Source organism: Dyella nitratireducens (assembly GCF_014642835.1).
GTDB lineage: Bacteria > Pseudomonadota > Gammaproteobacteria > Xanthomonadales > Rhodanobacteraceae > Dyella_B > Dyella_B nitratireducens.
Genome location: NZ_BMJA01000003.1, coordinates 602,375 through 629,269, shown reverse-complemented (window position 1 = coordinate 629,269; position 26,895 = coordinate 602,375). Strand labels below are relative to the sequence as shown.

Genomic DNA, 26,895 nt, shown 5'->3' with positions numbered 1-26,895 from the left:
CCCCTACGTGTAGTAGGGGAGGGTTGGGGTGGGGTGAAGCAACCTCGCGAGAGGTTCCGTTGATGTCTCACGCTCATTTCCGCGTAGCGGGAAGCGAGCTTCGCTCGCCTTACCCCACCCCAACCCTCCCCTGCACGCAGGGGAGGGGGTCGTTTCCGGTTCACTCGTGGATATCGCGTTGAGCAAGCTTTTTTAAGTCGCTTGCTGTGCGAATCATGCAAACGTGTTGTCCCTCAAGTGCTCGTTACTTTTTTCGCAAAATTTCCCCGGACAGCAGTGGGCCTTCACCGGAATGACGTCGAGACAAGATTGAATTTTTCGCGGCGAACAACGCTTTGGAGACCAAAACGTGGGGATATGTCAGGGTTTGCACCCCAACCTACGACTCGTCGCCCTGGCGAATGTGCGGCTTAGAACCGCTCCCCAACCATCTCCTCACTCTTCGCCCACAGCGCCTTCGCACGCTCGGCATCCAATGCATAAGGCTGCACGCCGCCGCTCATCATGCCGAGTTCTTCGCTGGTTACCAGTTCACCCACATGGCAATCCTCGCAATAACGTCCGCCTACCTCGTCCGCACTCGCGACAGCGGCGGCCCAGACCGTGGTGGCAGCGCCTTGCTCGACCGTCTTCCACTGAAATGGCGGCTTGCCAGCTGCCCTGGCCTGTTCGTTGATTTCATCGATGCGTTGTTGAAGGGCTGCCTCATCCATATGACGCGTCAGCTCGGTCTTGATACCCCCCGGATGCACCGCCGTCGCACGAATACCACGCTGCTGGTGGCGGCGATCGAATTCGACGGCAAACAGGATATTGGCCGTTTTTGAGCGGCCATACGCGGCCCAATCGTTATACGGCGCATGACCGAAATTCGGATCGTCCAGATCCACGTCCGAAAAACGGTGGCCGGCCGACGACAGATTCACCAGACGGCTGCCATGTTTCATCAGCGGCGCGATACGATTTACAAACACGAAGTGACCCAAATGATTCGTGCCGAACTGCATCTCGAACCCATCCACGGTTTTTCCAAACGGGCAGGCCATGATGCCGGCGTTGGCAATCACCAGATCGAATGTCTCGCCCTTGGCCAGCAACTGATCGGCGCACTTGCGCACGCTTGCCAGCGATGCCAGATCGAGTTCGACCAGTTCCAGTCCGCCAGTTTTTTTTGCATCCGCAAGCACGCCTTGCGTAGCGCGCTTGGCCTTGGCGACGTCACGCACCGCGCCGACGACGTAGGCACCGTGCGCCGCCAGCGATCGCGCCGTTTCCACACCCAGCCCGGCCGACACACCGGTAATCAGCACGCGCTTGCCGGTTAAATCCACACCCTCGAGAACCTGGTCGGTCGTCGAACTTGCACCAAATGACTTGCTCATCGTTGCCTCACTGCTTGCGTGTTGCGGGCCGGGATTGGTTGCCGCGATATCGATGGGGCGCCGGGGCCGGTTATCATGGCTACACAACCGGAGACAACCTCCGGATATTTTATGTGGAGGACTCCTCCGTTTTTCAAGGGCTGCCCATGGATAAGCCGGAAAAGGCCGCAAAAACAACGCGCAAGCCCCGCGCCGACGCCGAGCGCAACCGGCGCAGGCTGGCTGAAGTGGCGAAGGCCGCGTTCGCGGAGCAGGGGGCTGACGTCAGCCTCGAGGAGATCGCCCGGCGCGCTGATGTCGGCATCGGCACGTTGTACCGGCATTTCCCGACGCGCAACGCGATCCTCGAGGCGATCTATCGGCAGGAGGCCGAACAGCTTGGCGCAGCTGCAACCGAACTGCTTGAGAAGAAGACGCCCGTCGAGGCGTTGCGGGCGTGGATGCGCTTGTTCGTCGAATACATCGCGACGAAGAAACTCATCTTGCCGGCGCTCAAGGCATCGACCGGCGATACGTCGGAACTCACGGCCTATTCGTCGGCGCACATAAGGGGCGCGGCCGATGTGTTGGTGAGGCGGGCGATCGAAAACGGCGACATCCGGAAGGATGTGCAAATGGAAGATCTTCTGTATGCGTTGTTCGGCTTTGCCAATATTGATAATCAGCCTGATCTCGTGCCGCGTGCGCATCGGCTTATCGATATTCTCGTCGCCGGATTGATGAAGTAGGTTGGGGTGAAAACCCCAACATCGCCATGCCTGTGTGTCCCCAATGTTGGGGTTCGCACCCCAACCTACGCTTGAGCTATCTCCAAGTTTTTTCCTGTTCTGGCGAGAGCCGAAATTCGCGTCAATGCCGTTGCAGAGCGAGTCGTCATTCCGGCGAAGGCCGGAATCCATGCTTCGTCCTAGCGATGGATTCCGGCCTTCGCCGGAATGACGTCGAGGCTAGACGGACGTTTTCGCGGCAAGTGGCCTTCGAGGCCCTAAAAACGTTGGAACAGATCAAGATTTGCCCCCCGCCTACCAAGGCATCCCTATGCCAATGGTCATATGTCCCAACTTGTCATTAAGTATTACTGTCCGACCTTTGGGGACAGGCTGGAAAGACGTATAGGCGTCTAAACAATGTGAAGGCGCGCGTGCATTTTTTTTGGGCCTGGAAATTAGATCGATCTAAATACGGCAGTTTTAGTGGGGGAAGCGTCAGCATGATCGTCACTCGGCAGCACGGCATCGCGCTAGTTCTGATGGGAGGCTTGCTTATTCTTGCAACTGCTTGCATGGCGCAGACGACGGCGACGCCGGCCGACAAGGTCAATCCGTTGATTGGAAGCAGCAACGGCGGCAATACCTATCCGGGTGCCGTGATGCCATTCGGCATGCTGCAGTGGAGCCCGGAGAACACGCGCGGCAAGCATGTGCGCACCGCATCGCCCAGCGGTTATCAATACGACGCCAAGCGCATACGCGGTTTCAGCCTCACGCATCTATCCGGTGCTGGCTGCGCAGGTGCGGGCGGCGACGTGCCGATGATGCCTGTGACGGTGCCGATCACGACGTCGCCCAGCGCGGATCTGCGCGATGAGCGTTATGCCGCCGATTTCCGTCACGAAGATGAGCACGCCACGCCAGGCAGTTATCAGGTCAAGCTTGCCAATGGTGTTGACGTGACACTCGCGGCGGCCATGCGCAGCGGCATGGCGAGCTTTGACTTTCCCGCGCATCAGCCGGCGAACCTGTTGATACGCGTTTCTGATTCCGAAGTGGGCAGCAGCGATGCGTCCGTCGACGTCGATCCCCAAACCCGCACGGTAAGCGGCATGGTTACCAGCGGCAATTTCTGCGGTTATCTCGCCAAGGCCGATCAGCGTAGCTACTACACGCTGTATTTTGTCGCGCAATTCGATCAAGCCTTTACGGCAAATGGCGTTTGGCAAGATGCGAATACGCAGGACGGAGCCGTGGCTGCGAAAGGCGGTACCGGTTACGACGCGAAAGGTTTTCCCACGCCAGGCAAGGGTTCCGGGGCCTGGGTGGCGTTCGATCCGGCCAAAGGCCCGGTGCATGTGCGCGTGGGCATTTCCTACGTAAGCCTGGACAACGCACGTGCCAATGTGAAGGCGGAGATCGCACCGGGCGCCACGGTGGAGCAAGTGGCCCAGCGCGCCAAGGATGCGTGGAACGAGGTGCTCGGCCGCATTGCGATCGATGGCGGTAGCGCGGAACAGCAAACGGTTTTCTACACCGCGCTGTACCACTCGCTGTTGCATCCGAACGTCTTTAGCGACATCAACGGCGAATATCGCGGTTTCGATCAACAGATTCATCGCGTCGAAGGCAAGCAGAAAAGCCAGTACGCGAACTTCTCGGGCTGGGATGTCTACCGTTCCCAGCTGCAGCTCGTAACGTGGCTGCTGCCCGATGTCGGCAGCGATATCGCCCAGTCGCTGTATAACCAGGCACAACAGAACCATGGCGAGTGGGATCGCTGGACGCACAATAGTGGCGGCACGCACGTGATGAGCGGTGATCCTGCCGTGCCTGCGCTGGCCGATATCTATGCGTTTGGCGGGCATGATTTCGACCTGCAAGGCGCTTATGCCTCGCTGATGCACGCGGCCACGATGCCTACGGCGCATGACCTTTCCGACGATGGCTGCAATGTGGAATGCGTGGGCGAACGGCCCTCGCTCGATCAATGGCTGACGCTGCATTACATCGCTACCCCATCGCACTCGTGGGGCGGCGCGGCGGAAACGCTGGAAGATGCGACGGCAGATTTTGCATTGTCGCAACTGGCCGCGGATGTGCACGATGCCGCGAATGCACAACGCTTCCTGGTGCGTTCCTGCTATTGGCGCAATCTCTACAACGCCAAGGCCACGCCGCAGGAAGGCTATATCCAGAACCGCCATGCCGATGGCAGCTGGCCGGCGTTTTCGCCTGCTTCGGATGATGGTTTCGTGGAAGGCAGCGCAGCGGTTTATGTGTGGATGGTGCCGTTCGACGAGCAAGGCTTGTTTCAGGCGATGGGTGGTACCGCCAAGGCAAGTGCGCGACTCGATCGCTTCTTTCACGACGAACATGGCCATTGGGCCGTCACCAATGCCGGACCGCTGCACGCAGAATTGAACAACGAACCTTCCGTGGAAACGCCGTGGCTCTACGATTTCGCCGGGCAGCCTTATAAAACGCAGGATACGGTTCGCACCGTGCTCGAGCGTTATTGGAAGAACGCATCCGACGGTATTCCCGGCAACGACGATCTGGGTGAAATGTCGTCCTGGTGCGTGTGGTCGGCATTGGGGCTTTATCCGGAAATTCCTGGACGTGCGGAATTGCTGGTGAGCAGTCCGCTGTTTCCGCACGCCGTGGTTCATCGTGCTGGCGGCGACGTAACGATCGATGCACCGGGTGCGTCGACCAGCAACCGTTTCATTCATGCGATGTCGGTCGACGGCAAGGTTTACGCGAAGCCTTGGTTGTCGCCGTCCTTTGTGGCGCACGGTGGGCATCTGCGCTTTGAACTTCAACATGCCGTTGATCGTGCATGGGGAAGTCAATCCATCGATGCACCGCCTTCCTTCTCAGCGGGGAGCTGAGAGGGCGTGGACTTTTTTTATCGTTGATTTGGATCGATTGAAGCCAACAACAACCGAGCCATCGATCTGGTTTTGGAGCAAGCAGCCCGGAACGGCAGGGGAAAACAGAGCAAGGGCTCAGTAGGGGCTGTGGTGGATAGGGAACGTCGGGCATCGCCGCATCCGCGGCGAATTGACTGTGACGTACGGGGAGGATGTACCTGATGAAGACCCATTGGATGTGCCTGTGTGCGACATCGCTGTTGGCCTGTTCCATTTCGCAGGCCTTGGCGCAACAAGCGGCATTGCCGCCGCCGCAGAATTCCACTAGCAGTACCTCATCAAGCAGCAATACGAACAGCAACTCGCTGAACGATCAGGAGCAGAACAAGCCCAGGAAACTCAAAAGCGTGCAAGTTACCGGCTCACTGATCCCGCAAGCACAGATCGAGGGGCCTTCGCCGGTCACCACGATCACCGCCAAGGACATCGAGAAGCAGGGTTTCGTCGATACCTACGATGCTTTGCGTTCACTTCCTGTGGCCAACGGTTCTGTGCAGGATCCGCAGTTCACCGGCGGCTACACGCCGGCTGCCAAGACCATCAGCTTGTTCGGTTTGAGTCCGGACTTCACCCTGACCTTGCTCAATGGCCGGCCGATGGCCAGCTACCCGCTGGCTTACAACGGCAGTTTGAACATCACCGATATTTCCAACATTCCGGTTGGGTTGATTGATCGCATCGATGTGCTGACGGGCGGCGCGTCGTCGATCTACGGTTCGGCGGCGATCGCAGGCGTGGTCAATATCGTGCTGAAAGATCACGTCGAGGGCACGCACGTCGCGTTCCGCTATGGCGATTACAGCGATGGCGGCGGTATCAGCAAGCGCTTGCAGATCAGCTCCGGACATACCTGGGGCAACCTGGATGTCAGCGGTGGCGTGCAGCTTTCCAAGCAAAACCCCATCTGGGGCTATCAGCGCAGTTATATCGACTCGCAGGATGACGATCCGGATGTGCTGGGCCGCGTCAACTCGCGCACCTTTCTGCGTTTGAACTCCAGCATCGACAAATACATTGATCCAGGCGCTGCCACCTGTGCGCCGCTGCAGGGGCTGTACTGGGGCAGCACCACTTACAGCTATCGCCCGGGCCTGGGCTATTACTGCGGCAGTCCCAAGAACGTTGGCTATGCGACGCTTTCCAATGACGAAACCGATGCCAATGGCCTGCTGCAATTGCGCTATCACATCAACGACCACACCACGGTGTATGCCGATACCTTGTACAGCTACAGCAATCCCACCTACGTGGGCGGCAGTCCTTTCTGGAACAACACGTTCTACAACCAGACCAGCGGGCAATACGAGGAATGGCAGCGCATCTTCGCGCCGGAAGAAGCCGGTTCCGATGCGGGTGACCAGCATGTGTTTACCAAGACGTACAACGTAAGCATCGGTGTGCGCGGCGAGCTGTTCGACGATTGGAACTACGACGCCTACTACAACCGTTCGCAGACGGATCTGGTGCGCAAGTCGCGCGATTTTCTTGCCAACAATGGCGTTGATCAGTATTACCTCGGGCCCCAGCTCGGCACCGACGCGAACGGCTACCCGATCTACGCTCCGAACCTCAATCGCTTGTATCAGCCGATTACGCCGGCGCTGTACAACGCGTTCACGGCCGTCGATCGCGCCGCTTCGACATCCTGGACGCAGAACGAAACCTTCACCGCCAATACCACCAGCCTGTTCTCGTTGCCGGCGGGTGATGTCGGTGCGGCGTTGATTGCACAAACCAGCAATCAACGCTTTTCCAATGCCTCCGCAAGCCCGCTCGCGGCGGAAGGTTATTTCCGCGGCATCGGTGGCACCACCACGGCGGGCGGTGCGAGCAGCCAGTTTGCCTTCGGCGGCGAATTGCAGTTGCCGTTGTTCAAGCAGCTGACGGCCGATGTCTCCGCACGCTTCGACAAATACGATTACGGTGGAAGAGGGCACGGCCGCCCGACCTACAAGCTTGGCCTGGAATACCGGCCATTCGACACGCTGCTGCTGCGCGCCAGCGCTGCCACGGCGTTCCGCGCGCCCGACCTGTTCTACCTGTTCTCAGCCCACAGCAGCGGCTACAGCACCAACACCGACTATTACAAATGCCGCCTTGCCGGCTACGGCCCGGCGACGTATGGCCAGTGTCCGTACAACGGCTTGTCGATTCTTGCGGTGACATCCGGCAATACCAATCTGATGGACATCACCGCCAAGACCTACACGGCCGGGTTCGTCTGGTCCACGTCGGACAACCGCCTGAGCTGGTCGGTGGACTACGACATCATTCGCGTCAGCAACGAAGTGGTGACGCTGAGTACCGATCAAATCCTCTCGGAAGAGGCCGATTGCCGGCTTGGCGTTTCGGATAACGGGCAGCAGGCTTATAACATCAACTCGCCGACCTGCCAGCAGGTGATCGCCGAGGTGGAGCGTTATCCAGCATCCGACCCGATCAATGCGAATGTCATCAAACAGGTCAACACCTATCCCATCAACGTGGCATCGGAATATCAGACCGGCATCCAGTCCAGTGTGAAATATCGCCTGGATACGGAGGGTTTTGGCTCATTCCAGTTTGGTCTCGATTACTACGACGAATTCAAGCACACCTATCAGGAAAAGGCGGGCGACCCGACGCTCAACTACCTGTGCTGCAACAACAACGACGAGTTCAAGAGCCGCGTGAGCGGTACGATCACCTGGAACATCGGCAAGTGGAGCAGCACGATCTATGGCCTGCGTGACGGCAACACCTGGAATTACGCCGGCACCGGGCCGAAAATCGGTCCTTGGATCACTTTCAACGGCAGCGTTGGCTACAAGGTGACGCCCAAGACGACCGTGTCTGTCACCGCCAACAATATCTTCAACAAGCGCCCGCCGATGGATAGCACCAACAGCGGTTGGCCGTATTTCGATGTGACCGACTACAGCGCGCTGGGACGCTCGGTGTATCTCGACATAGGTTTTGACCTGGGTATCTGACCGAAGGCCTGGTGCTGCATGATGCGTGCGGCACCAGGCCGCGACACTGACGAGGCAACACATGATTCGCAAGAAATTGGCAAGCAGTCTGTTGGCCGCCACCGGCCTGGCCCTGTGCGGCATGGTGCATGCACAGCAGCACAACACGCTCACCGCGCAAGAAAAAGCGCAAGGCTGGCAATTGCTGTTCGATGGCCAGAGCCTGGCAGGCTGGCATTCCTATCTGGCGAAGGCGCCGGGCAAGGATTGGAAGGTGAGTGATGGTGCGATCTTGATGGAGAAGCGCCCTGACGATCCGGCGGCGGACTTCCAGGATCTGGTCACCGATGCCCAGTTCGGCAATTTCGACCTGAAGCTGTCGTGGAAGATGAGCCCCTGCGCGGACAGCGGTGTGATGTTCTACGTGCACGAAGCACCCAAATACCAGAACACCTACGAAACCGGCCCGGAAATGCAGATTGCCGACCTGGCCTGCACCAAGCCCGACAGCCGCGTGCTCAAGGAGCGTTCCGGCGACCTGTTCGACCTGATTTCTTCGGATGTGGAATGGGTGAACGAAGCAGGGCAGTGGAACAACTTCGAAATCATTGCCGACCACGGGCATGTGCAGTTCTTCCAGAACGGGCACAAGGTAATCGACACGCAGCTGTGGACGGATGACTGGAAGCGCCTGGTGGCGAAGAGCAAGTTCACCGCGTGGCCGGATTTCGCCACCTTCCGCGAAGGGCATATTTCCTTGCAGGGGACGGAGGATAAGGGGGAAGTGCCGATACGGTTGTGGTTTAGGGATATCAAGATTCGGAAGCTGTAACTGCTTCGTTCTCTGTGCGGGGACATGTAGGTCGGTGTAAATCCAACGCCGCCATGCATGTTACTTGCGTTGAGCGTTGATCTTTAGCAAATCGTCATTCCGGCTTTCGCCCACTGCTGTCCAGGGAAGTTTTTTAGCTTGCCGGATCGGCTCCCTCCCCTACGTGTAGTAGGGGAGGGTTGGGGTGGGGTGAAGCAATCTCGCCAGAGATTCCATCATGTCTCTTATCCATTCCCGCATAGCGGGAGCGAGCTTCGCTCGCCTCACCCCACCTCAGCCCTCCCCTGCACGCAGGGGAGGGGGCCGTTTCCGGTTCACTCGTGGATATCGCGTTGAACAAACTTTTTTAAATCGCTTGCTGCGCGAATCATGCAAACGTGTTGTTTCTCACGTGCTCGTTACTTTTTCCGCAAAATTTCCCCTGACATCAATGGGCTTTCGCCGGAATGACGGCCGCGAGGGAGCTTGCAGTTTCATGTCAACTTACAGCGGCTGAAGGCCGCATTTGGTAAAAGAGGGAACTAGCTAACCGCATAGCGGTCTTCACGCAAAACAACGGGGAGATACACCGTGAAAGTTTCGGCATTCGTTTCCTTTGCCCTAACCGTGGCCTTCACTTGCAGCACCTGCGTCGCCCAAACTGCCGCACCGGCAACCTCATCTACAACAGAACCGCCCCCAGCATCCGTCGGCGTCATGGACAACCCGTGCGCCGCACTGCTGCCGCCTCCTGAAGCTCCGGCTGGCCCAAAACGTCCCCTGTTGCCGCAATCCAGAGCTGCTTTGGCTGCAGCCTCCAAAGCCTGGGAAGAACAGCGCCTGGCGTACGACTTCGGCAGCATGTGCCGTTATCGTGAAGCCAACGCCAAGCTGCCTCCGGCGACGGCGCATCGCGTGGTCTTCATGGGGGATTCCATCACGCAAGCGTGGATCGATGCCGACCCGGGCTTTTTCACCGATGACGTGATCGACCGTGGCATCAGCGGGCAGACCACGCCGCAGATGCTGGTGCGCTTCAGGCAGGACGTGATCGACCTGCATCCGGCCGTGGTGCACATTCTTGCGGGCACCAATGACATTGCCGGCAACACCGGCCCCACCACGTTGCAAAACATCGAGAACAACATCCAGAGCATGGTGGAGCTGGCGCAGGCGCATCACATCCGCGTGATTCTCGCCACGCTCACTCCGGTTGCAAGGTATCCGTGGCGGCCGTCAGTGCAGCCGGTCGAGACCATCCATGCGTTCAATGACTGGATCAAGGCGTATGCCAAGCAGAATGGACTGACTTGCGTTGATTACTTCACGTCGCTGGATGACGGCCATCGCGGCTTTATCGCCAAGCTGGCGATTGATGGGGTGCATCCGAATGCGCAAGGGTATGCGGTGATGGACAAGCTGGCGCGGGAGGCGATGAAGGAGGCGCTTTCGTCTTCGCCTTGACGTAGGTTGGGGTGCAAACCCCAACATCGCCATGCGCGGCACCGCGGGTGTTGGGGTTTGCACCCCGACCTACGATGCTTATCGCAACGTATATGTCAGCGTGCCATAGCCAAGCTGATCGAATCCGCCACTGTTCGGTCCATAGTCTCCGCCACCACCTTCTGGCGCTGCCTTCTGCGCATACGCCGTGACATGCGGCGCCTTCAGCCCTTTCAAGACCACATAGTGGTTGTACAGCAACGCCCAGATCGGCCGCATATCGCCGCGCCCATCGGATGAAATGACCGGCTGGGTGACGTCACTGTTCTTGTATGGGGTATACGGCACGTCCTCACCGAGATTGTATTGCGCTGCGTATTCGGCACCGCGCAATACGCGGTTGTCGTCGTAACCGAACAAGTCATCGCCCTGGTTCCAGGCCATCTGGCAGATGGCGCCCAGCAGTGCGATGTCGAGCATGGTGTGGCCCTGGTCGCGCCCGCTTTCCTGCACTTGGCCAAGGCCGTTCGGATAGAGTTTCCACACGACGTGCTCGATGGCGCCGTTGCCTTGTCCGTGCTTGAAGTACTCCACCGCTTCGTCATAGATGTCGTGGCGATCAGTCAGTACGCCGATGGCCAGCATCGATGCCATGTTGGCCAGATCCCAATTGGCCCAGTAGTGATCGATTTTCGCGCCGTTGTGCCTGACGAGAAAATCGTGATTCATCGGATAGAACACGTTGAGCATCATCGATTGGAAGCGATGGAACTCGTCAGCATTCCAGTGGCGGTACGTGCGAAGAATTTCAGCGGCATTGGCCAATTCATAGCCGTAAATGCCTGATGCAAGAAAACGGTCCGAGCTTCCGTCGATCGCGGTCAGCGTATGCGACCACGCATTCAACGTGGCAACGGCCTTGTCCGCATACGCATCGTCGCCCGAAATCTTCCAGCGCAATGCGAGCGCGTAGGCTGCCGCGGCGTCGTTGAAAAGCACCGGATAGTTTTGAGGGTGGACCCGGTCCACACCGCGATAAACGATGGGCGTTGCACGAGGATGCCAATCGAGCGATGCGTGGCGATTGGCGGTCAGCAACTGCCAATCTTGCAGCCACGGCTGACGTTGCCCGGAAACCGCCGTGCGCATGCGATCGAAATCGCTATCGGTATGCAGCAAGCCGGGATGTGCAAAGCCCTGCGCATGCGTTTCATGGGCTGTGTTTTTCGTATGGCTTGGCGCAGCAGCGCAACCGGAAAAACAGGTGGCCGTGCAGAACAAGACGGTCAGGCAAAGCGGGATATGGCGGCGATTGAAGCGCATGGAAAGCTCCGTCATGTCACGCCGTGTGCGTGCGAAAGGCTTGCATGTTACTTGCCGGCAGCAAGGCGGCGACAGTTCATGGACGCTTGTCCTGGAAGGCCATCCGGCTGTGGCATTGGGACACGGTGATTCAGTTTTTCCCTTAAAATTAGGGGTTTTTTCGCTGTTCGTCCTGTGCGGACAGATAATGGGCCATCTGTTCACATGGTGACGCCCGTCACACTTCCATACGATAGCGTCTAGTCCATGCTGGGTGCATGAAGCCCACGGCGCCGTTGGCGCCCTGCACACGAATGCCATTGGTCAGGTGTTGATGCGTACGGCATCAGCCCGCGGGATCGTGCTGCCGTTTTCCCGGAAGCACGCACTTTTTGCAGCATTTTCTGCGCCATTTATTTAACGCGTGAACCTGAAGAGGTCACATGATGAAAAAACAGGTCATTACCACGAGCCATTATTTGCACGCACTGAGCATCGCCGTGAGCGTGCTGGCCGTTGCAAGTCAAAGCATGGCGGCAACGAATAATGTTGCCGTTGGCACCGGTGCCAAAGCCACGAATAGCTACGACGTGGCCATTGGCTCCGGCGCTGTCGCTACGGGCGATGGTTCGGCGATCAACATGGCGGTAGCGATCGGCTCGGGTGCGCAGGCCAACAATGCGGGTTCGGTTGCCATCGGTGATGCGTGGAATGGCGGCGTCATTGCCTCCGGGCGTGACGCCGTCGCGATCGGCACGTCGGCGACGGCGTCGGCGAGCAGCGCAGTGGCATTTGGTTCCCAGGCAACGGCAACGCAAACCGACGCCGTAGCACTGGGCAACAGCAGCATCAGCAGTGGCACCAGCGCCGTGGCGGTGGGCAATACAGCCACGGCCAGCAATATTTACGCAACGGCAGTGGGTTTCAACGCCAACGCCAGCGGACGCAACGCGCTTGCATTGGGTGCCAACGCATCGGCGAGCGGCTCGTTGAGCACGGACGGCAATCCGGCCAACGGCTTCGCTATCGCAGTCGGGCAAAGTGCCAATAGCGCGGGCAGTTCTTCGACGGCTATTGGCGGGAATTCGCTGGCTACCGGTACCAAGGCACTCGCCTTGGGCGATACGGCGCATTCGACCGCCACCAAGTCGATTGCCATCGGCGCGAACGCCAATGCCACCGCCAATAGCGCCGTGGCGCTCGGTATGGTTTCCAGTGCGTCGGTGACGAATGCCGTAGCCATCGGCAATGGCGCGGCCGCGGCAGCCAATGCGGGCGACGTGGCATTGGGTGCCGGCTCGACGACGTCGACCGTGGCAGGCACAAGTAGTGTCATCGTCGGCGGCAACACGTATGCGGTGGCCGGTACGAACCCGACCAGCACGGTGAGCGTAGGCGCCTCCGGCAGCGAGCGCACCATCACCAACGTAGCCGCTGGCCGCGTCAGTGCAACGAGCACGGATGCCGTGAATGGCTCGGAACTGTATGCAACGAACCAGCAGGTCAACGCCAACACCACCAACATCGCCAACAACACGACGGCGATCGACAATCTGACGAATGGCAAGACAGGCCCATTCGTTTCCGACAACTCGGTAAACGCCACGCAACCGGTTTCCTCGGGCGCGGATGCCACGGCAGGCGGTTTTGGCGCGACGGCCACCGGCGCGGCTTCCACCGTCATCGGCAACGAAGCGACCGACAACGGCAACGCCAATGCGACGGTGCTGGGGCAAGGGGCAAGCATTGCCGCCGGTTTGAGTGGCTCGAATGTGGCCCTTGGCCAGGGTTCCACGGTGACGTCTGCCGCGGTACCGGCAGCGGGTGACACGATCAATGGCATTGCATATACCTATGCGGGTGCCACGCCGAATGGTGTCGTCAGTGTCGGCACGCTTGCGGCGCCGCGCCAGGTGACGAACGTGGCAGCAGGACAGGTCAACGCCACCAGCACGGACGCCGTGAACGGCTCGCAGCTTTATGCGACCGATCAAGCCGTCACCAACGTGTCCAACCAGGTAAGCAGCCTGGGCGGGCAGGTGACGAGCGTGGGCAGCCTGATCAGCAACCTTGGCAACAGCATGGCAACGGGTCTGGGCGGCAGCAGTGTGTACAACGCTTCCACTGGCGTGCTTACCACCAGCCTCAGCTACGGCGGCAAGGCGTACGGCTCGGTGCAAAGCGTGCTGGACCAGATCAACACGTCGGTCGACGACGTTGCGAAACAAACGAGCGCCAATACCACCGCCATCAATAATCTTGCGTCGGGCAGCAGCTCGTCGGGCAGCAGTAGCAGTACGGCAAACGGCAATGGCAGTACATCGTCTTCGACAAGTAGCAGTACCGCAGCGGGTACAAGCACAAGCTCAAGCACCGGCACTGGCACCGGTTCCACGCAAGGAACGCCCAGCCCCGATGTGGCGAGCGTCAGCCAGCTCAACAACGTGCAGGCGGGCTCCGTGCAATACGACCGCAACGGCGATGGCACCGTCGATGAGGGCAACGTCACGCTGGATGCAGGTGGCTCGCCTGCGCAGATCCACAATGTCGCTGCCGGTACGGCGGCGACGGATGCCGCCAACGTCGGCCAAGTGAATGCAGGTATCCAGACGGCGGAAAGCTGGGCTAAGAGTTATGTGGATCAGAAGCTGCAGAACATCAATCAAAGCCTCAACACCGTATCGTTGCGGGCCAACGCCGGGGTCGCTTCGGCCATGGCGATGGCGGGTTTGCCGCAGGCATATCAGCCTAACCAGAACGCGGCGGCGGTTGCGTTCGGTTCGTTTCATGGGCAGGCGGGCGTCGCGGTAGGTGTGTCGACGGTGTCGGAAACCGGGCGCTGGGTCTACAAGCTCAATCTGAGCGGCAACACGCGCGGCGATCTGGGTGCAAGTGTCGGCGCGGCCGTGACTTGGTAACTCACCGCTGCTAGCCTAGGCTTCCGTCATCATTACAACCAAGGAGGTTTGCATGAAAATCCGCTTCAGCTTTATCGCGCTGGCGCTGTTGTCTGCATCGTTCGTTGCACATGCATCGTGCGATGACGTGAAGTCCAGTATCGATGCGAAGATCAAGGCCAATAACGTATCGAACTACACACTTGATGTGGTGGCGAAAGACCAGGCTGGCGACGGCAAGGTGGTCGGCCAGTGCGATGGTGGCAGCAAGGTGATCGTGTATTCGCGTGGCGAAGCTGGCAAGGGCGCCGATGCGTCGGATGCTTCCAAGCAGCCGGCGGCAGATAGCTCGGCGCCGGCGGCGGCTTCGTCGAGCGGTAAGTAAGCGTTTCGCTCGATGGTCTAAAAAGGGCGCCTATGGCGCCCTTTTTTGTGGGTCGGAGATTTTATATCTTGCCGCAAAGCTCGTTATTGCCTCAGCGTCATTCCGGCCTTCGCCCATTGCCGTCTGGGGAAAATTCACCGCGCTCTAGACAGGCATATACAACTCAACCGAAACCTCTATTTTTGTCAGCAAATTCAACCTAGCGATTCGTCGCCCCGGCGAACGCCGGGGTCCAGTGTCTTTGACGATCTGCAAGTCGCTGGGTCCCGGCTTTCGCCGGGACGACGAGCCTTTTAGCCATGTCGCTAGAACAAATAACACTTTACCCGGACAGCAGTCGACCTTCGCCGGAATGACGGTGAGGCGAGATGGAGCATTGCTGCCAGCTCACGGGGTGGGCTAGCGATAGTTCCGCACGATCTCCAGCAACGGCTGTAAATTCGCCTCAAAATGCTTCCACCGCGCCACCGATGACCGGTACACCGGCCGCCGGACCTGCGCCGCACTGGCCGTTTTCACCACGCGCCGGTTCTCATGAAAATTCAAACAGCGCTCGTCCCACGGCAAGCCCAGATAATCCAGTAGACGCCGCGCTTGAGCCTCGGTATCGGCCACCATGTCTTCATAGCGCAGTTCGAGAATGGAACCCGCCGGCAGCACGCGCTGCCAATGCTGCATGAGTTCGATGTAGCGCACGTAATAGCGCCCCACCTCGCCCAGATCGTAGGTGTAGTCGAGGTTGTTCTTGTAGAACAGCGTGGCGTAGCAGGAGAAGCACGAATCCATCGGATCGCGCATGGCATGAATGATTTTCGCGTTGGGCAACATCAGGCGAATCATGCCGATGTACGCAAAATTGGCCATCATCTTGTCCGTGATGCGCGCGGCAGCGGGGGCCAGTTTCCACACGCGTTCGGTGTAAGTCTCGCCCAGGCGCAGCAGCTCTTCCGCTGTCATGCGTGACGCGACCTCCCCAAATGCCTCCACGGGCTTGCCTGCCCCGGTGGCTAGCGCAAAGACGATGCTTTCCAGATCAGGCAGTTCGCCAGCACCATGAATATCCGGATGGGTCGACAGGATCTGCTCGATGAGCGAAGTACCCGAGCGCGGCATGCCGACGATGAAAATGGGTGACCTGCCCGTTGATGGCGGCACCGGCCGGCTAGCGAAAAAGCGCTCATCGAAGACCATGCGTACGTTGTCGATCAGCGCGATCTTGCCCGCTTCGTTCGGCGAAAGCTGTTCGTATTTCAGGCGATTGCCCTGGGTATAGGCGGCGAACGCTTCGTCGTAGTAGCCCAGGTCCTCGCGCATCTTGCCCAGCGCGAACCAGTAGCGGATGCGCATGTGTTCCGACAGGGTAGGGAGCTTGTGGGTGAGTTTTTCCAGCCGCTTCGGCTCGGGGTGTTCCGGTGTGAACGTGCGCAAGGAGGCAAGGTTGCAATACGCCTCGACCGATTCCGGATCGATCGCCAGGGCGGCGTCGAAATAGTCGCGTGCCTCATCCAGCCGACCTTGCCTGCGGATACTGCGCCCGAGGTTGTTGCAGGCTTCCACATAATCGGGTTTCAACGCCAGCGCGCGACGGTAGTTCTGCTCGGCTTCCTCGTAGCGTTCCTGCAGATAGAGTGATCCGCCGAGATCGAAATACACCCGTGCGAACTGGCTGTTCAGTGCTATCGAATGGCGATAGCTGGCTTCCGCTTCGGCGAACGAGCCAAGCTCGCGTAGCGCATTGCCGAGATTGGCATGCGCCTCGGCATCGGCAGGCCGCAGCGCGATGACGCGGCGAAAGCTTTCTGCCGCGTCGGCCATGCGGCTTTGTCCGTACAGCACCACACCCAGGGCATTGTGAATCGGTGCACTGTCCGGATGGGCCTGCAGCGCTTTGCGCAGAGGTTGTTCGGCTTCGACATAGCGATGCGCACTCATCAGGGTGAAGCCGAGATTGGCATGGGCTTCGCTGAAATCAGGTCGAATGTTCAGTGCGCCGCGATAGGCCTCGATCGCTTCATCCAGCCGGTTCTGTACTGCCAGCGCATTGCCGCATTTGAAATGCGCGTCGGCGAAATCAGGTTTGATGGTGCGTGCGCAGTGATAGCTTTCCGCGGCGGGTCCCGTTTGTCGCATCGCCATCAGGCTTTCGCCCAGTACGTAGTGGCCGACGGCGTCCCATGGGGCGAGTGATACGGCGGTGCGTTGCGCCTCCACCGCTTCGGCAAAACGGCTTTGTGCATGCAGTGCAGCACCGAGTGCCTGCCACACGCCACCTTGCGTGGTGCCCGCATCGATCAGCTTGCGTGCCAAGGCTTCGGCTTGCACGTGCTGCCGTTGCCTGACCAGGCCGACGAGCAGCTCCATGTCCCGCTTTTCCGTGACCTGATTCGCGCTGGGGTTTGCGTTCTGTGGCATGGCTGTAGGCACCGTCTTGGCAAAGGGTGTTGCGGACCGGACGACCGAACAACGGATGCAGCAACAACATTCGCGACAACACTTACGCGTTGCTTACGGTAGCGCAAATCGCCGCCGTTTGTTTGACATGGCGCACGCAACTGGCTTCTTTCCATCATCCAAATTTCACGCCTGTGTTCGGTATAAAACTCCAGGCCATGCAAGCGGAGCTTGTCGGAAACGAAATACAGGGGATCAACCTTACGGCACGGAACAGCACATCGTCACCGGTAAGGCATGGCATGCAGCAGCTGTTTGTGCCCAATCACTGATCAAGCCAGGCCTGATGCCTGCGCTTTGGGGAGATGGAACATGCATTTGTCTTCTGTTGCTAAGCTGCCCTCGGTAAGCAAGTTGTCGCGTTTCAAGCGGACTTTGCCGGCTTTGCTGATTGCCGGCGCGTTGGCGGTAGGAACACAGAACAGTCATGCAAGCGCCGCCGGCGCTTTTTCCTTGTTGCTGCATGATCATGTACCCGCGGCCGTACATGCCGGCCAGGCGGTCGGCGCGCAAGCGCTGAATGCTGACAAGCAACTCAAGCTTGGTCTGGTGCTTCCGCTGCGTAACGAAACCGAGCTGGATGCGCTGATCAAGCAGCTCTACGATCCAGCCAGTCCGCTCTATCACCATTACCTGAGTTCGAAGGAGTTTACTGATCGCTTCGAACCAAACCAGGCCGATTACGACAAAGTCGTGGCCTGGGCCAAGACCAACCACCTCACGGTGACGGCCACCACGGCCAATCGTCATATCGTCGACGTGCAGGGCAGGGTGAGCGACATCAATCGCGCCTTGCACGTGACGATGCACCAGTATCAGCATCCCACCGAAAGCCGCTTGTTCTATGCACCGGATCGCGAGCCCACGGTCGACCTGCTTGGCGTGCAACTGTTGCACATCAATGGCCTGGACAACTACGTGCGGCCGTTTACGCATATGCGCCATCGTCCGGTGTCTGCCGCGGCGCAGGGCATCATTGCGCATGCCAGCGGTTCCGGTCCGAGCGGCAATTATCTGCCCAGTGATATTCGCGCGGCTTACTACGGTTCGGGTTCGCTGACCGGTGCCGGGCAGACGGCGGCCATCTTCTCGTATGACGGCTACCAGACCAGCGACCTGAGCGGGTATTACTCCGCCACGGGTGCAAGCGATCCGGGTGTGACGGTGAACAACGTGCTGGTGAACGGCTTCAACGGTGCGTGCACCAATCCCAGCACGGGTTCGAGTTCGTGCAGCGATGGCGAGCAGATTCTGGATATCGCCAATCTTGCCGGCATGGCGCCGGGCCTTACGCAGATCCTGTTCTATGAGGGCAGCAGCGCGGGCGACATTCTCAACCAGATGGCCAGCGACAACACCGCGTCGGTTATTTCCAGCTCCTGGGGCGGTGGTGATTTCGGCAGCAGTGACGATTCCATCTACAAGGAATTCCAGGCGCAAGGCCAGACGTTCGTGAATGCGAGCGGCGATGCGGGTTCGTACACCACCAGCAATTGGGCGGCGCCTTCGCTGGATCCGTATATCACCGATGTCGGTGCGACCGATCTCACCACCAGCGGTCCAGGCGGTTCGTGGGTATCGGAAACCGCGTGGTCGGACAGCAGTGGCGGCTATCTGTCGTCAGCCGGCTATGCGATTCCGAGTTACCAGCAATTGAGCGGTGTGATCAACAGCACCAACAAGGGATCGACCACGTATCGCAACGATCCGGACATCGCGCTGGAAGGCAATTTCGACAATCCCACCTACAGCAATGGGCAGCTCGAAACCGGCGTGGGCGGCACGAGTTACGCCGCGCCGCGTCTGGCTGGCGTCATTGCACTGGCCAACCAGCAGGCTGCCTCGCAGGGCGTGGGCAATATCGGCTTCCTCAACACGGCGCTGTACAACTTTGGCGTGGGGTCGAGCTATCACAGCTATTTCCACGACATCACCAGTGGCAGCAACGGTGGTTTCAAGGCTGTTACCGGGTTCGATCTGGTGACGGGTTGGGGTAGTCCGATCGGGCCGGCGTTTATTTCGGCGTTGGTGGCTACGAAGTAAAACGCGGCGTACTTCAACATACGGAGAATCGACTCCCTCCCCTACGTGTAGTAGGGGAGGGTTGGGGTGGGGTGAAGCAACCTTGCGATGAACTCAAGCAATACCGCAAGCCCATGCAACCCCACCCCAGCCCTCCCCTGCCACGCAGGGGAGGGAGCTTTAGCAAGGCGATGTATAGTTGCCGGGTATTTTTTGTAGCACTTCACCGGCTTCTGTATGGACAATCCCTCACGCTCCGAACGCACCCGCCAAGCCGTCATCCAGGCGGCACTCGCCATCATCGCTCGCGATGGTCCAGGCAAGCTCACGTTCGATGCGATCGCCCGTGAAAGCGGGCTCAGCAAGGGTGGGGTGATGCATCAGTTTCCGACCAAGGTCGATGTATTGAAGGCCTTGCTGGAGCATCAGATTCGATATTTCGACGATGCGCCCCCTGCGCGTGCGTCAAAGAGCGGTGCAGAAAACGCCTTGACGGAGCAGATCGCCAGGTTGCGTGAGGTGTCGCATCAGCCGTATTCGATCGCGCATGCCATCGTGGCCGCGCTGGTGGAAGAGCCGGAGTTGCTTGCGCTGAGTCGAGAGACTTCTGCACGTAACGCCGAACGCATCAAAGCCGAAGCGGATGATGCGGAACTGGCGCTGTTGCGCTGGATGGCGGGGCAGGGTTTGCTGCTTTCGGCGATGTTTGGGATGAGTCCGTTTTCCGAGGCGGAACGGGAGCGTTTGTTTCGGCGGTTGATGGATGATGAGAAGTGGACGTCGATGGCGAATGCGAAGCAGCGTTCAGTCAAGCCTCGTGCGGCGCGTTCATCTGCAGGGCGAAAGTCCGGCAAGTCATGAAAAGCTGAAGCATAAGGTGCAACTACAGGGCATCCCTAGACGGCAGTAGCGTGAAGCTTGATACCCAGCGCGTGGATGACTTTGAGCACGGTATCAAGGGTAGGGTTTCCATTGGGCGACAAAGCTCGATAGAGCGCTTCACGCGCCAGCCCTGTTTCTTTGGCCAACTGCGACATGCCGCGAGCACGGGCAATATCGCCAAGCGCGCTAGCAACGAAAGCTGGGTCATCACCGGCTTCTTCCAGCACTGCATTTAGATAAGCGGTAATGGCTTCGTCGGAGTCGAGATGCTCGGCTGGATCCCATGGACGGGTAGTGATTTTTTTCATGCATCCTCCAGTGCTTTGGCGACGACTATGGCTCGTTTGATGTCTTCGGTCTGAGTGGTTTTATCGCCGCCGATCAGGAGCACAAATATCAGACCCTTGCGCTCGGTGAAGTAAACCCGATAGCCGGGGCCGTAGTCGATTTTCATTTCCTGTACACCGTCAGTAAGCGTGCGGGTTTGGCCGGGATTGCCTCTCGCCAGGCGTTTGATACGTACCTGGATGCGTGCTTTTGCATTGTGATCACGAAGCTTGGCAAACCACGTGTCGAACACGTTGGTGGTGCGGATTTCCATTTCCTTCATGAAAGGAAATGTATCTTATAAGTTACATTGCGTCAATGTGTAGGTGTGTACTGAGGCAGTGCCCGCCAGTTTTTCATAAACAAACCGTCTGGACGGTTTACAGACAGCAAGTTTGGCGTTAGCCTTCTCCTCGCGCCCATAGCCTGCGCACGTCACCCCTTGGCGTGCCGGCCAAGCCCACAACGGAGACCTCCATGATCAGTTCCCCCAACCGGCGGCAGCTGCTGCTCGCTGCCGCCTGCATCGCCATGGCCGGCTGCGCCAGCGTGAAGCCCGTTCCTTATTCCGGCATCGCTTCGTCCTCTTATCTCAGCCCCGATACGCATAACAGCCGTGTTCCGTATCGCTATGACACCCCCGTGAGCTGGCGCTCGTACCGGAACATCATCATCGAGCCGGTAGCGGTGTATCAGGGCGCGGACAACCAGTTCGGCAACATGAGCGAGCAAGACAAGACGGCGTTGGCCAGCTACATGCAGAGCGCCTTCGCCGAGAAACTGGGCAAGCGTTTTGAGCTGGTGAACGAGCCAGGCCCTGCCACGTTGCGGCTCAAGCTCACGCTGACGGGTGCAAAAACCACCACGGCCGTGCTCGGCACATTCACCAAGTTCGACATCGGCGGCGGCATGTACAACAGCGTGCAGGCCATACGCGGTAAGGAAGGCCTGATGAATGGCTCGGTGATTTACTCGGTGGAGATCTACGATGCGCTGTCGCGGCAGCTGCTTAGCGCGTACATCACCAAGCAGTATCCCAATGCGATGAACGTCGGTGCGAGTTTTGGCGCGTTGAAGGCGGCGCGCGTCGGCATCGACAAGGGTGCGAATGCACTGGCGGAGCAATTGAGCAGTGAAGGTACGCCGATGGATGGTGTCACCACGTCACGTTGAGCCGGGCCTGCACGTTGCGATCGTTCTCGCGCCGTGCATGTGCATAGGTGCCGTCGAGGCTGAGACTGACGTTGCGCGTGAAGCGCAGGCGCACGCCGCCGGATGCACTCGCCAGCATCCGGCCCGTGCGCACGCCTTGCGTAGAAAAGGCCGTGTCCGATGCTGCCGGCAAGGTGGCATCGACCACGGTGCCGTCCTGGCGCAAGCGGCGTCCCGCGCTTACGGTGAAATCCGGCGTCACGCCCAACCCGCTGCTCGTCACGAGGCTGCGGCTGGCATGGATACCCAGCGTGGCTGTGGAAGCGATAGTGCGACGGCCCTGCACGGCAAGATCGGTAGGTGCAGCGGCGACTTCACGTATCGTGCTGCGACGTGCAAGTCCACCGTCGTAGGCGATGAACGGGCGCATATCCACGCCCGCCACGTTCGTGTGGTAGCCGAATTCCGCCGCCAATCCCACCGTATGTTCGCGATAGTTCGCGCCGGATGCGTACGCGATGTCGCCGACATTCGGCAATCGATACACCGCCACCTTGGGATTTCCGACGCCAACCACGGCGTTGCCGTACCAGGCACCCGTTTTGCCTAGCAGCGCGCGTGCGTATAGGCCTGCCTGCGGCCCGGATACGGTGGCGTAAGCGCCGTTCGCCAGCGTGGCGGTGGAGCGCGTATTGCCGGCGAAAGCACCAAATTGCAGCTGATCGTCGACCGGCACGTCGACGCCCGCGAACACGCCATCGTTGTGCGCGGAAAGGCCCATCGCATTGCCGTCGCTGGCGACACGGGCATCGCCGTCGATGTATTCCACCCAGGGATCGCGATCGTTGCTGAGCGGATGGCGATCGATCAACGTGCGCAAATTGGCGATCTGATGCGCGGCCAGCCAATCGGCGTCCGCATAAATTTCACCACCCATCGAGTTTAGTGCAGTACGTGCGCTCGGTAAGGGCTGCTGACTGAGCGCTGCCAGTACCGGCTGCAGGCTGGTGGCGGTTTGCGTGGAAGCTGCTTGCAGCGCGTGTTCCACCGAGCATTGATTGGAGGTGAGTTGCGTGCAGGAAAACAGTGGTATCGCACCGGGTGTCACGGTTACCACGGTGGTTGGAGCAGAAGGTGTCGAAAGTGTTCCGCCACTGCTGCTGGGCGGATTGCTGCTGGATGCGCCGCTGCTCGACGTGCTGGTGGTGGCATTGGGATTGACCAGATCCAGATACACGTCGTTGCCGGTGTAGCGTAGCGAAGGATCGAGGTTCAGTCCGTTCACCAGCACGCTGGAAAACGTGCCATTCACGCCACCGTTGGCGCTCAGGATCAGATATTCCTGCTTGGCGGCGTACGAACCGTTCGCCACCGTCACGCTCACGTTGCCGCCGAGCAGATGGGCTGCGCCACCGACTTGCAACAGACTATGCCCGCCGTTGGCATCGACATTCACCGCGAACAACGAGCCGGTGTTGAAGGTCAGGTTACGCGCGATCTTGAAGGTCGCTTCGGCTAAAGCCGCATCGCCAGGGTGCAACGTGCCGGTCACCGTTACGCTATTGGCCTCGCCCGTGCCGCTGAGTTCGCCAGCGCTTTCCACCGCGACGTCGCTGGCCAGCGTGCCGTCGAGTTGCAGGTTGCCATCGCTCACGGTGGTGGTACCGGTATAACTGTTGTCAGCCGTCAGCACGGTCGTGCCGTTGCCAGCTTGCACCACACCGCCGCTGCCGCTGATCGTGCCGCCGTATGTAAATAAATCGCTGCGGTCAAAGGCGAGGGTAGCGTTATCCACGATGTTGCCAATGACGCTACCGTTCGTGCCGCCGATGCCCAACTGCAAGACGCCGCCATGGATCGTGGTGCCGCCGGTATAGGTGTTGGCACCACTCAGCGCGAGCGTGCCGCTGCCCACCTTGATCAGGCTGCCGCCCGTGCCGCCGCCGATGCCGCCATCGACCATGCTGCCGGCAAACACAGTGGAATGCGTCGTGCCCACGGTCAGCGGGTAACTTCCCAGCGCAACCACGCTTCCCGCTGCACCAACGAGATCCTGCAGCGTTTCCGCACTCGCCTGGGACATATCCAGCGTAGCGCCCGCACCCGTCAGCATCACCGTGCTGCTCGATGCAATGCTGGCAGCGACGCCGGCATGGTCGGTACCCAGATAAAGCATGCTGCCGGCAGCGATGGTAGTGGTGCCGGTATACGTGGTGTCGGCGAGCAGGGTGAGGGGCAGGGAGCCGATCTGCTGCAGCGAACCGCTGCCGCCGATATGGGAAAGCGACACTACCGTGATGCCATCGTCAGCGCCGGGCACATTGTCGATGATCAACGTGCCGTTGTCGGCAATGCGATCGGTGCTGGCACCGTTGACACTGTCGGCGGTGAGCAGGCTGCCGTTGCCGCCCGAACTTTCGTAGTAACCGACCTGGCCCGGCGTACCGCTGGCATCGCCCTTGGTGCCGTCGCCGAGCTGCAAGACCGTGCCCGCGTCAATCTGCGTCAAACCGTTGTAGAACTCCGCTTGCGTGAAGATCACATGGTTGGCGTTGGAATCGTTACCACGTATCACCACGTCGCCGACGCCAGGCGTGGACAGCGAGTCTAGATACTTGCCGCCGCCAATCGCCGTGTTGAGCGTGACCGTACCGTTGTAGTCGAACCCGAGAATGCCTCCGTCGTGCAGGTTGATGTACGTGTTGTACGCGTTGCCGTTGATGAACATCTGGCTGGTGGTGCCGTCGCCGAACTGCACCACGGAGCCTTCGATGTTGACGCCACGTTCCGAGGCGTTGCCCCCCAAGCTCGTGTCGTTGAGCTTGGTGTTGGTCAGGCTTGGATTGTTCTCGTCACCGGAATCGCTGTAGCTGTACACCCCGCGAAACATGGTCAGGCCGGTATAGGCATCGAGATTGATGTCGTTCTCGTAGCGGTCTTCCCAGATGTTCTGGGTGATGTCGACCTGGCCAGGCAGGCCGAGCACCGGCACCGGCGTGGAAGGCAGGTATGACGTGGTAATGAAGATGAATTTCGTATTTGGCGTGCTGCCGTACATGTGGTCGGTGCCGACGTTGGCGCCATCCCACAGGAACAGCGAAGGCCCTGTATAGGTGTTGACACCGAACAGGCGGACGCCGCCGTTGAAGCCTTTGCTCAACACCGTGATGCCGCCGCTGCCACTGACGGTGCCGCCCAAGGTAATGATCGGCCCTTGGTTGGCGAAGCTGCCTTCATTCAACAACAGCGTGCCGTTGTCGAGGACGTTGTTGTTCAGCGTAACGGTGTTGTGCGTGGCATCGCCGAGTTGCAGCGTTGTGTTGCTGCCGATCGTCAGCGAGTTGGGATCGGGATTCTGTGTGACCGTCACACCGCCATGAAACACGTTCGGGCTGGTCAAACCGTCGTAGGTATAGGGGAGGTAGTTGGCATAGGTATAGCGCGTGCTCTGCGTCTGATCGGCAGCGGGCAGGGCATAGGTCGGCGTCTGCGTGAGGATCAGCGTGGACGCACCATTGGGCGAGTCGATCGTCAGCGTGCCCGTACCGGAAATGATGCCGCTGTACGTGGTAGCGCCATCGGGAAGATTGATGACGTAATTGCCGCCTTGCAGCGCTACGTTGTCAGCGCCGCCCTTGCCGAGAATCAGACTGGTGATATCGCCGCCGCTCGTGGGAGCATCGACCGTCGTTTGGGCATGGCCATCGACCGCCGTTGCGGCGAGCGCAACGCCGAGCATGACCGTCAGTCGTTTCTTCGCAAGCTCGCCTGGCCTTGTCGGCGGCCAAGCCTGGCGGCGGTGGTGCATGGATTGTCCCCTGTGTGCTTGCGCTGCGCATGACCCTGTTGCGGCATGCATTGCAGACGTGAATGTCGGCGATGAAGTTTTCGACTGTAGAAAGCTGGTTTGGCGCCGCCAATGTCCATAAGGGACGGATGCTGTCTTTTCAGGACGCGCCGTTGCATGCGATGAACTGCATCAAGTGGGCAATGCGATGGCTGTCACCGTATGCAACCTGTACATATGCGGCAGCCTCGTAGGTTGGGGTGCAAACCCCAACATCGCCATGTATGCGCATCCGGATGTTGGGGTTTGCACCCCAACCTACGCGTGGGTCTGTGGTGCTTTGAGCCCGAAGTGACGAACCACACGTTGCACGAGAGGCAAGGGCTTGTTTGCCTGGTTTACGCGGGGTGTCTCGGTGCTATCGTCCAGCCGCAATGCACCACTTGCCTGCATGGCCCAGCAGAAGGCATTGGCCGTTGCCACCGATACACCGCAGTGTTCGGCCAGCTCGGCAACACGCCAGTTTTTGCGATACAGCGCCGACGACATGCGCAGCGCTTCCCGATTGTCCGGAAATGCCACGAAGTCCGGCCACACGCTCAGGCGATAGGTGGCGTCGCTGATCATTGCCAGCTTGTCGCGATGACGAAGGCAGGCGGCAACGAGAAAGCTGTCCAGGCTCTCCCATACCAGCCCTTCGTATTGATGCTCGCAAGGCGCGGTCACCGGGATGCTGGCCCAGGCATCGTCAAGCAGGTATTGCTTGGCGCTTTCCAGTTCCTCCCTGGAGCTGGCATAAACACGCCGGCCGTTATCGCGCAGGATGACGGAAATCCTGCCGTTGCTGGTCAGCACCTCATGTCCGTTTCCGCCTTGCAGCAGGCAGATGCCGAGCAGGCCATCGACTGCAGCATGCTTGTTGCGTGGTGCAGTCATCACCATGTTTTCCAGCGTTTTGGCGATCGCGGAGGCGGTGGCGTGTTTGTCGATGCGCGTGCCGGCGGGTTGTTCGATGTGCGTGTCTTTGCTGAGGAAAAGCACGCGTGTGTCGCCGTGGATGGCCATTTCATACGCGACTTGTCCCTGCTCGCTATCCAGATCGGTCACCAGGATGTCGCAAGGTTTTCCATCCCACTTGTGCAGTTGCACCGGCGTGGACGAGGACATCAGGAGTTTGCAGGCGAGCCAGAAGCGGAGTTCGATTTCATAGGGGAGTCCGGCGAGACCGATATGGACTTTCATGATGATTCCTCCCGATGCGGCGTGTGCAGGTTTTCCCCTTAAAAACCTGCGTGCCCGGCGATTCGGGTTGCGATGAATGGATGCCCGGGGTTGCTTGGGCCACTGCAGAATGCAAAGGCATCATCGCGTTTGCGGCGTGTGACCGCTATCCCAATTCGGGTCGATTAGCTGTCAGATAGGGTCAATGTTCTGGGGCGGATCCGGCGCTGTCCCGG

18 protein-coding genes are annotated in these 26,895 nt (G+C 59.5%); 10 read left to right on the top strand and 8 right to left on the bottom strand.

What is annotated here, in order from left to right; translation table 11 throughout:
• Positions 1–410: 410 nt before the first annotated feature.
• The gene (locus IEX75_RS18585; RefSeq protein WP_188796484.1) at positions 411–1,382 is read right to left on the bottom strand and encodes an SDR family NAD(P)-dependent oxidoreductase; all 972 of its coding nucleotides are present in this window, start codon (positions 1,380–1,382) and stop codon (positions 411–413) included.
• 146 nt (positions 1,383–1,528) lie between these two features.
• Here IEX75_RS18585 and IEX75_RS18580 point away from each other — a divergent pair, with 146 nt between their 5' ends.
• The 4 genes from IEX75_RS18580 to IEX75_RS18565 all read left to right on the top strand — a co-directional run bounded on the left by IEX75_RS18580 (position 1,529) and on the right by IEX75_RS18565 (position 8,811).
• The gene (locus IEX75_RS18580) at positions 1,529–2,110 is read left to right on the top strand and encodes a TetR/AcrR family transcriptional regulator (RefSeq protein WP_188796483.1); all 582 of its coding nucleotides are present in this window, start codon (positions 1,529–1,531) and stop codon (positions 2,108–2,110) included.
• A gap of 482 nt (positions 2,111–2,592) precedes the next feature.
• Complete coding sequence (locus IEX75_RS18575; protein WP_188796482.1) at positions 2,593–4,986, top strand: GH92 family glycosyl hydrolase; 2,394 nt, start codon at positions 2,593–2,595, stop codon at positions 4,984–4,986.
• 203 nt (positions 4,987–5,189) lie between these two features.
• Entirely contained in the window at positions 5,190–8,000 is a 2,811-nt protein-coding gene (locus IEX75_RS18570) for a TonB-dependent receptor plug domain-containing protein (RefSeq protein WP_188796481.1), read from the top strand.
• Between the two features lie 61 nt (positions 8,001–8,061).
• Positions 8,062–8,811 carry a 3-keto-disaccharide hydrolase gene (locus IEX75_RS18565; RefSeq protein WP_188796480.1) on the top strand — a complete coding sequence of 250 codons (750 nt, stop codon included), beginning with the start codon at positions 8,062–8,064 and terminating at the stop codon, positions 8,809–8,811.
• A 521-nt stretch (positions 8,812–9,332) separates the two neighbouring features.
• On the opposite strand, the gene IEX75_RS18560 is transcribed toward IEX75_RS18565, so the two are convergent.
• Positions 9,333–9,509 (bottom strand): hypothetical protein, encoded by a 177-nt coding sequence (locus IEX75_RS18560; protein WP_188796477.1) that lies wholly within the window; start codon positions 9,507–9,509, stop codon positions 9,333–9,335.
• 85 nt (positions 9,510–9,594) lie between these two features.
• On the opposite strand from IEX75_RS18560, the gene IEX75_RS18555 reads away from it, so the two are divergent.
• Positions 9,595–10,254 carry an SGNH/GDSL hydrolase family protein gene (locus IEX75_RS18555; protein WP_229720948.1) on the top strand — a complete coding sequence of 220 codons (660 nt, stop codon included), beginning with the start codon at positions 9,595–9,597 and terminating at the stop codon, positions 10,252–10,254.
• Positions 10,255–10,332: 78 nt separating this feature from the next.
• Here the strand turns inward: IEX75_RS18555 and IEX75_RS18550 are convergent, their stop codons facing one another.
• Positions 10,333–11,556 carry an alginate lyase family protein gene (locus tag IEX75_RS18550; protein WP_188796475.1) on the bottom strand — a complete coding sequence of 408 codons (1,224 nt, stop codon included), beginning with the start codon at positions 11,554–11,556 and terminating at the stop codon, positions 10,333–10,335.
• Between the two features lie 422 nt (positions 11,557–11,978).
• On the opposite strand from IEX75_RS18550, the gene IEX75_RS18545 reads away from it, so the two are divergent.
• The gene (locus IEX75_RS18545; protein ID WP_188796473.1) at positions 11,979–14,453 is read left to right on the top strand and encodes a YadA family autotransporter adhesin; all 2,475 of its coding nucleotides are present in this window, start codon (positions 11,979–11,981) and stop codon (positions 14,451–14,453) included.
• Positions 14,454–14,505: 52 nt separating this feature from the next.
• Positions 14,506–14,817, top strand: a complete 312-nt coding sequence (locus IEX75_RS18540) for a DUF1161 domain-containing protein (RefSeq protein WP_188796471.1) — start codon at positions 14,506–14,508, stop codon at positions 14,815–14,817.
• 399 nt (positions 14,818–15,216) lie between these two features.
• Here IEX75_RS18540 and IEX75_RS18535 read toward each other — a convergent pair whose 3' ends face one another.
• Entirely contained in the window at positions 15,217–17,229 is a 2,013-nt protein-coding gene (locus tag IEX75_RS18535; protein ID WP_188796469.1) for a tetratricopeptide repeat-containing sulfotransferase family protein, read from the bottom strand.
• A gap of 351 nt (positions 17,230–17,580) precedes the next feature.
• Here IEX75_RS18535 and IEX75_RS18530 point away from each other — a divergent pair, with 351 nt between their 5' ends.
• Complete coding sequence (locus IEX75_RS18530) at positions 17,581–19,311, top strand: S53 family peptidase (RefSeq protein WP_188796467.1); 1,731 nt, start codon at positions 17,581–17,583, stop codon at positions 19,309–19,311.
• A 216-nt stretch (positions 19,312–19,527) separates the two neighbouring features.
• Positions 19,528–20,151 carry a TetR/AcrR family transcriptional regulator gene (locus IEX75_RS18525; protein WP_188796465.1) on the top strand — a complete coding sequence of 208 codons (624 nt, stop codon included), beginning with the start codon at positions 19,528–19,530 and terminating at the stop codon, positions 20,149–20,151.
• A 35-nt stretch (positions 20,152–20,186) separates the two neighbouring features.
• On the opposite strand, the gene IEX75_RS18520 is transcribed toward IEX75_RS18525, so the two are convergent.
• Together IEX75_RS18520 and IEX75_RS18515 are read right to left on the bottom strand one after the other, a co-directional pair.
• Positions 20,187–20,480 carry an addiction module antidote protein gene (locus IEX75_RS18520; protein WP_188796463.1) on the bottom strand — a complete coding sequence of 98 codons (294 nt, stop codon included), beginning with the start codon at positions 20,478–20,480 and terminating at the stop codon, positions 20,187–20,189.
• Entirely contained in the window at positions 20,477–20,782 is a 306-nt protein-coding gene (locus IEX75_RS18515) for a type II toxin-antitoxin system RelE/ParE family toxin (protein ID WP_188796461.1), read from the bottom strand. The genes IEX75_RS18520 and IEX75_RS18515 overlap by 4 nt, the downstream gene beginning before the upstream one ends.
• A gap of 194 nt (positions 20,783–20,976) precedes the next feature.
• On the opposite strand from IEX75_RS18515, the gene IEX75_RS18510 reads away from it, so the two are divergent.
• Positions 20,977–21,672, top strand: a complete 696-nt coding sequence (locus IEX75_RS18510; protein ID WP_188796459.1) for a DUF3313 domain-containing protein — start codon at positions 20,977–20,979, stop codon at positions 21,670–21,672.
• On the opposite strand, the gene IEX75_RS18505 is transcribed toward IEX75_RS18510, so the two are convergent.
• Entirely contained in the window at positions 21,656–25,459 is a 3,804-nt protein-coding gene (locus IEX75_RS18505; protein WP_188796457.1) for an autotransporter outer membrane beta-barrel domain-containing protein, read from the bottom strand. The two genes, IEX75_RS18510 and IEX75_RS18505, sit on opposite strands and share 17 nt — an antisense overlap.
• Positions 25,460–25,756: 297 nt before the next feature.
• Complete coding sequence (locus tag IEX75_RS18500; protein WP_188796455.1) at positions 25,757–26,680, bottom strand: helix-turn-helix domain-containing protein; 924 nt, start codon at positions 26,678–26,680, stop codon at positions 25,757–25,759.
• Positions 26,681–26,895 lie beyond the last annotated feature (215 nt).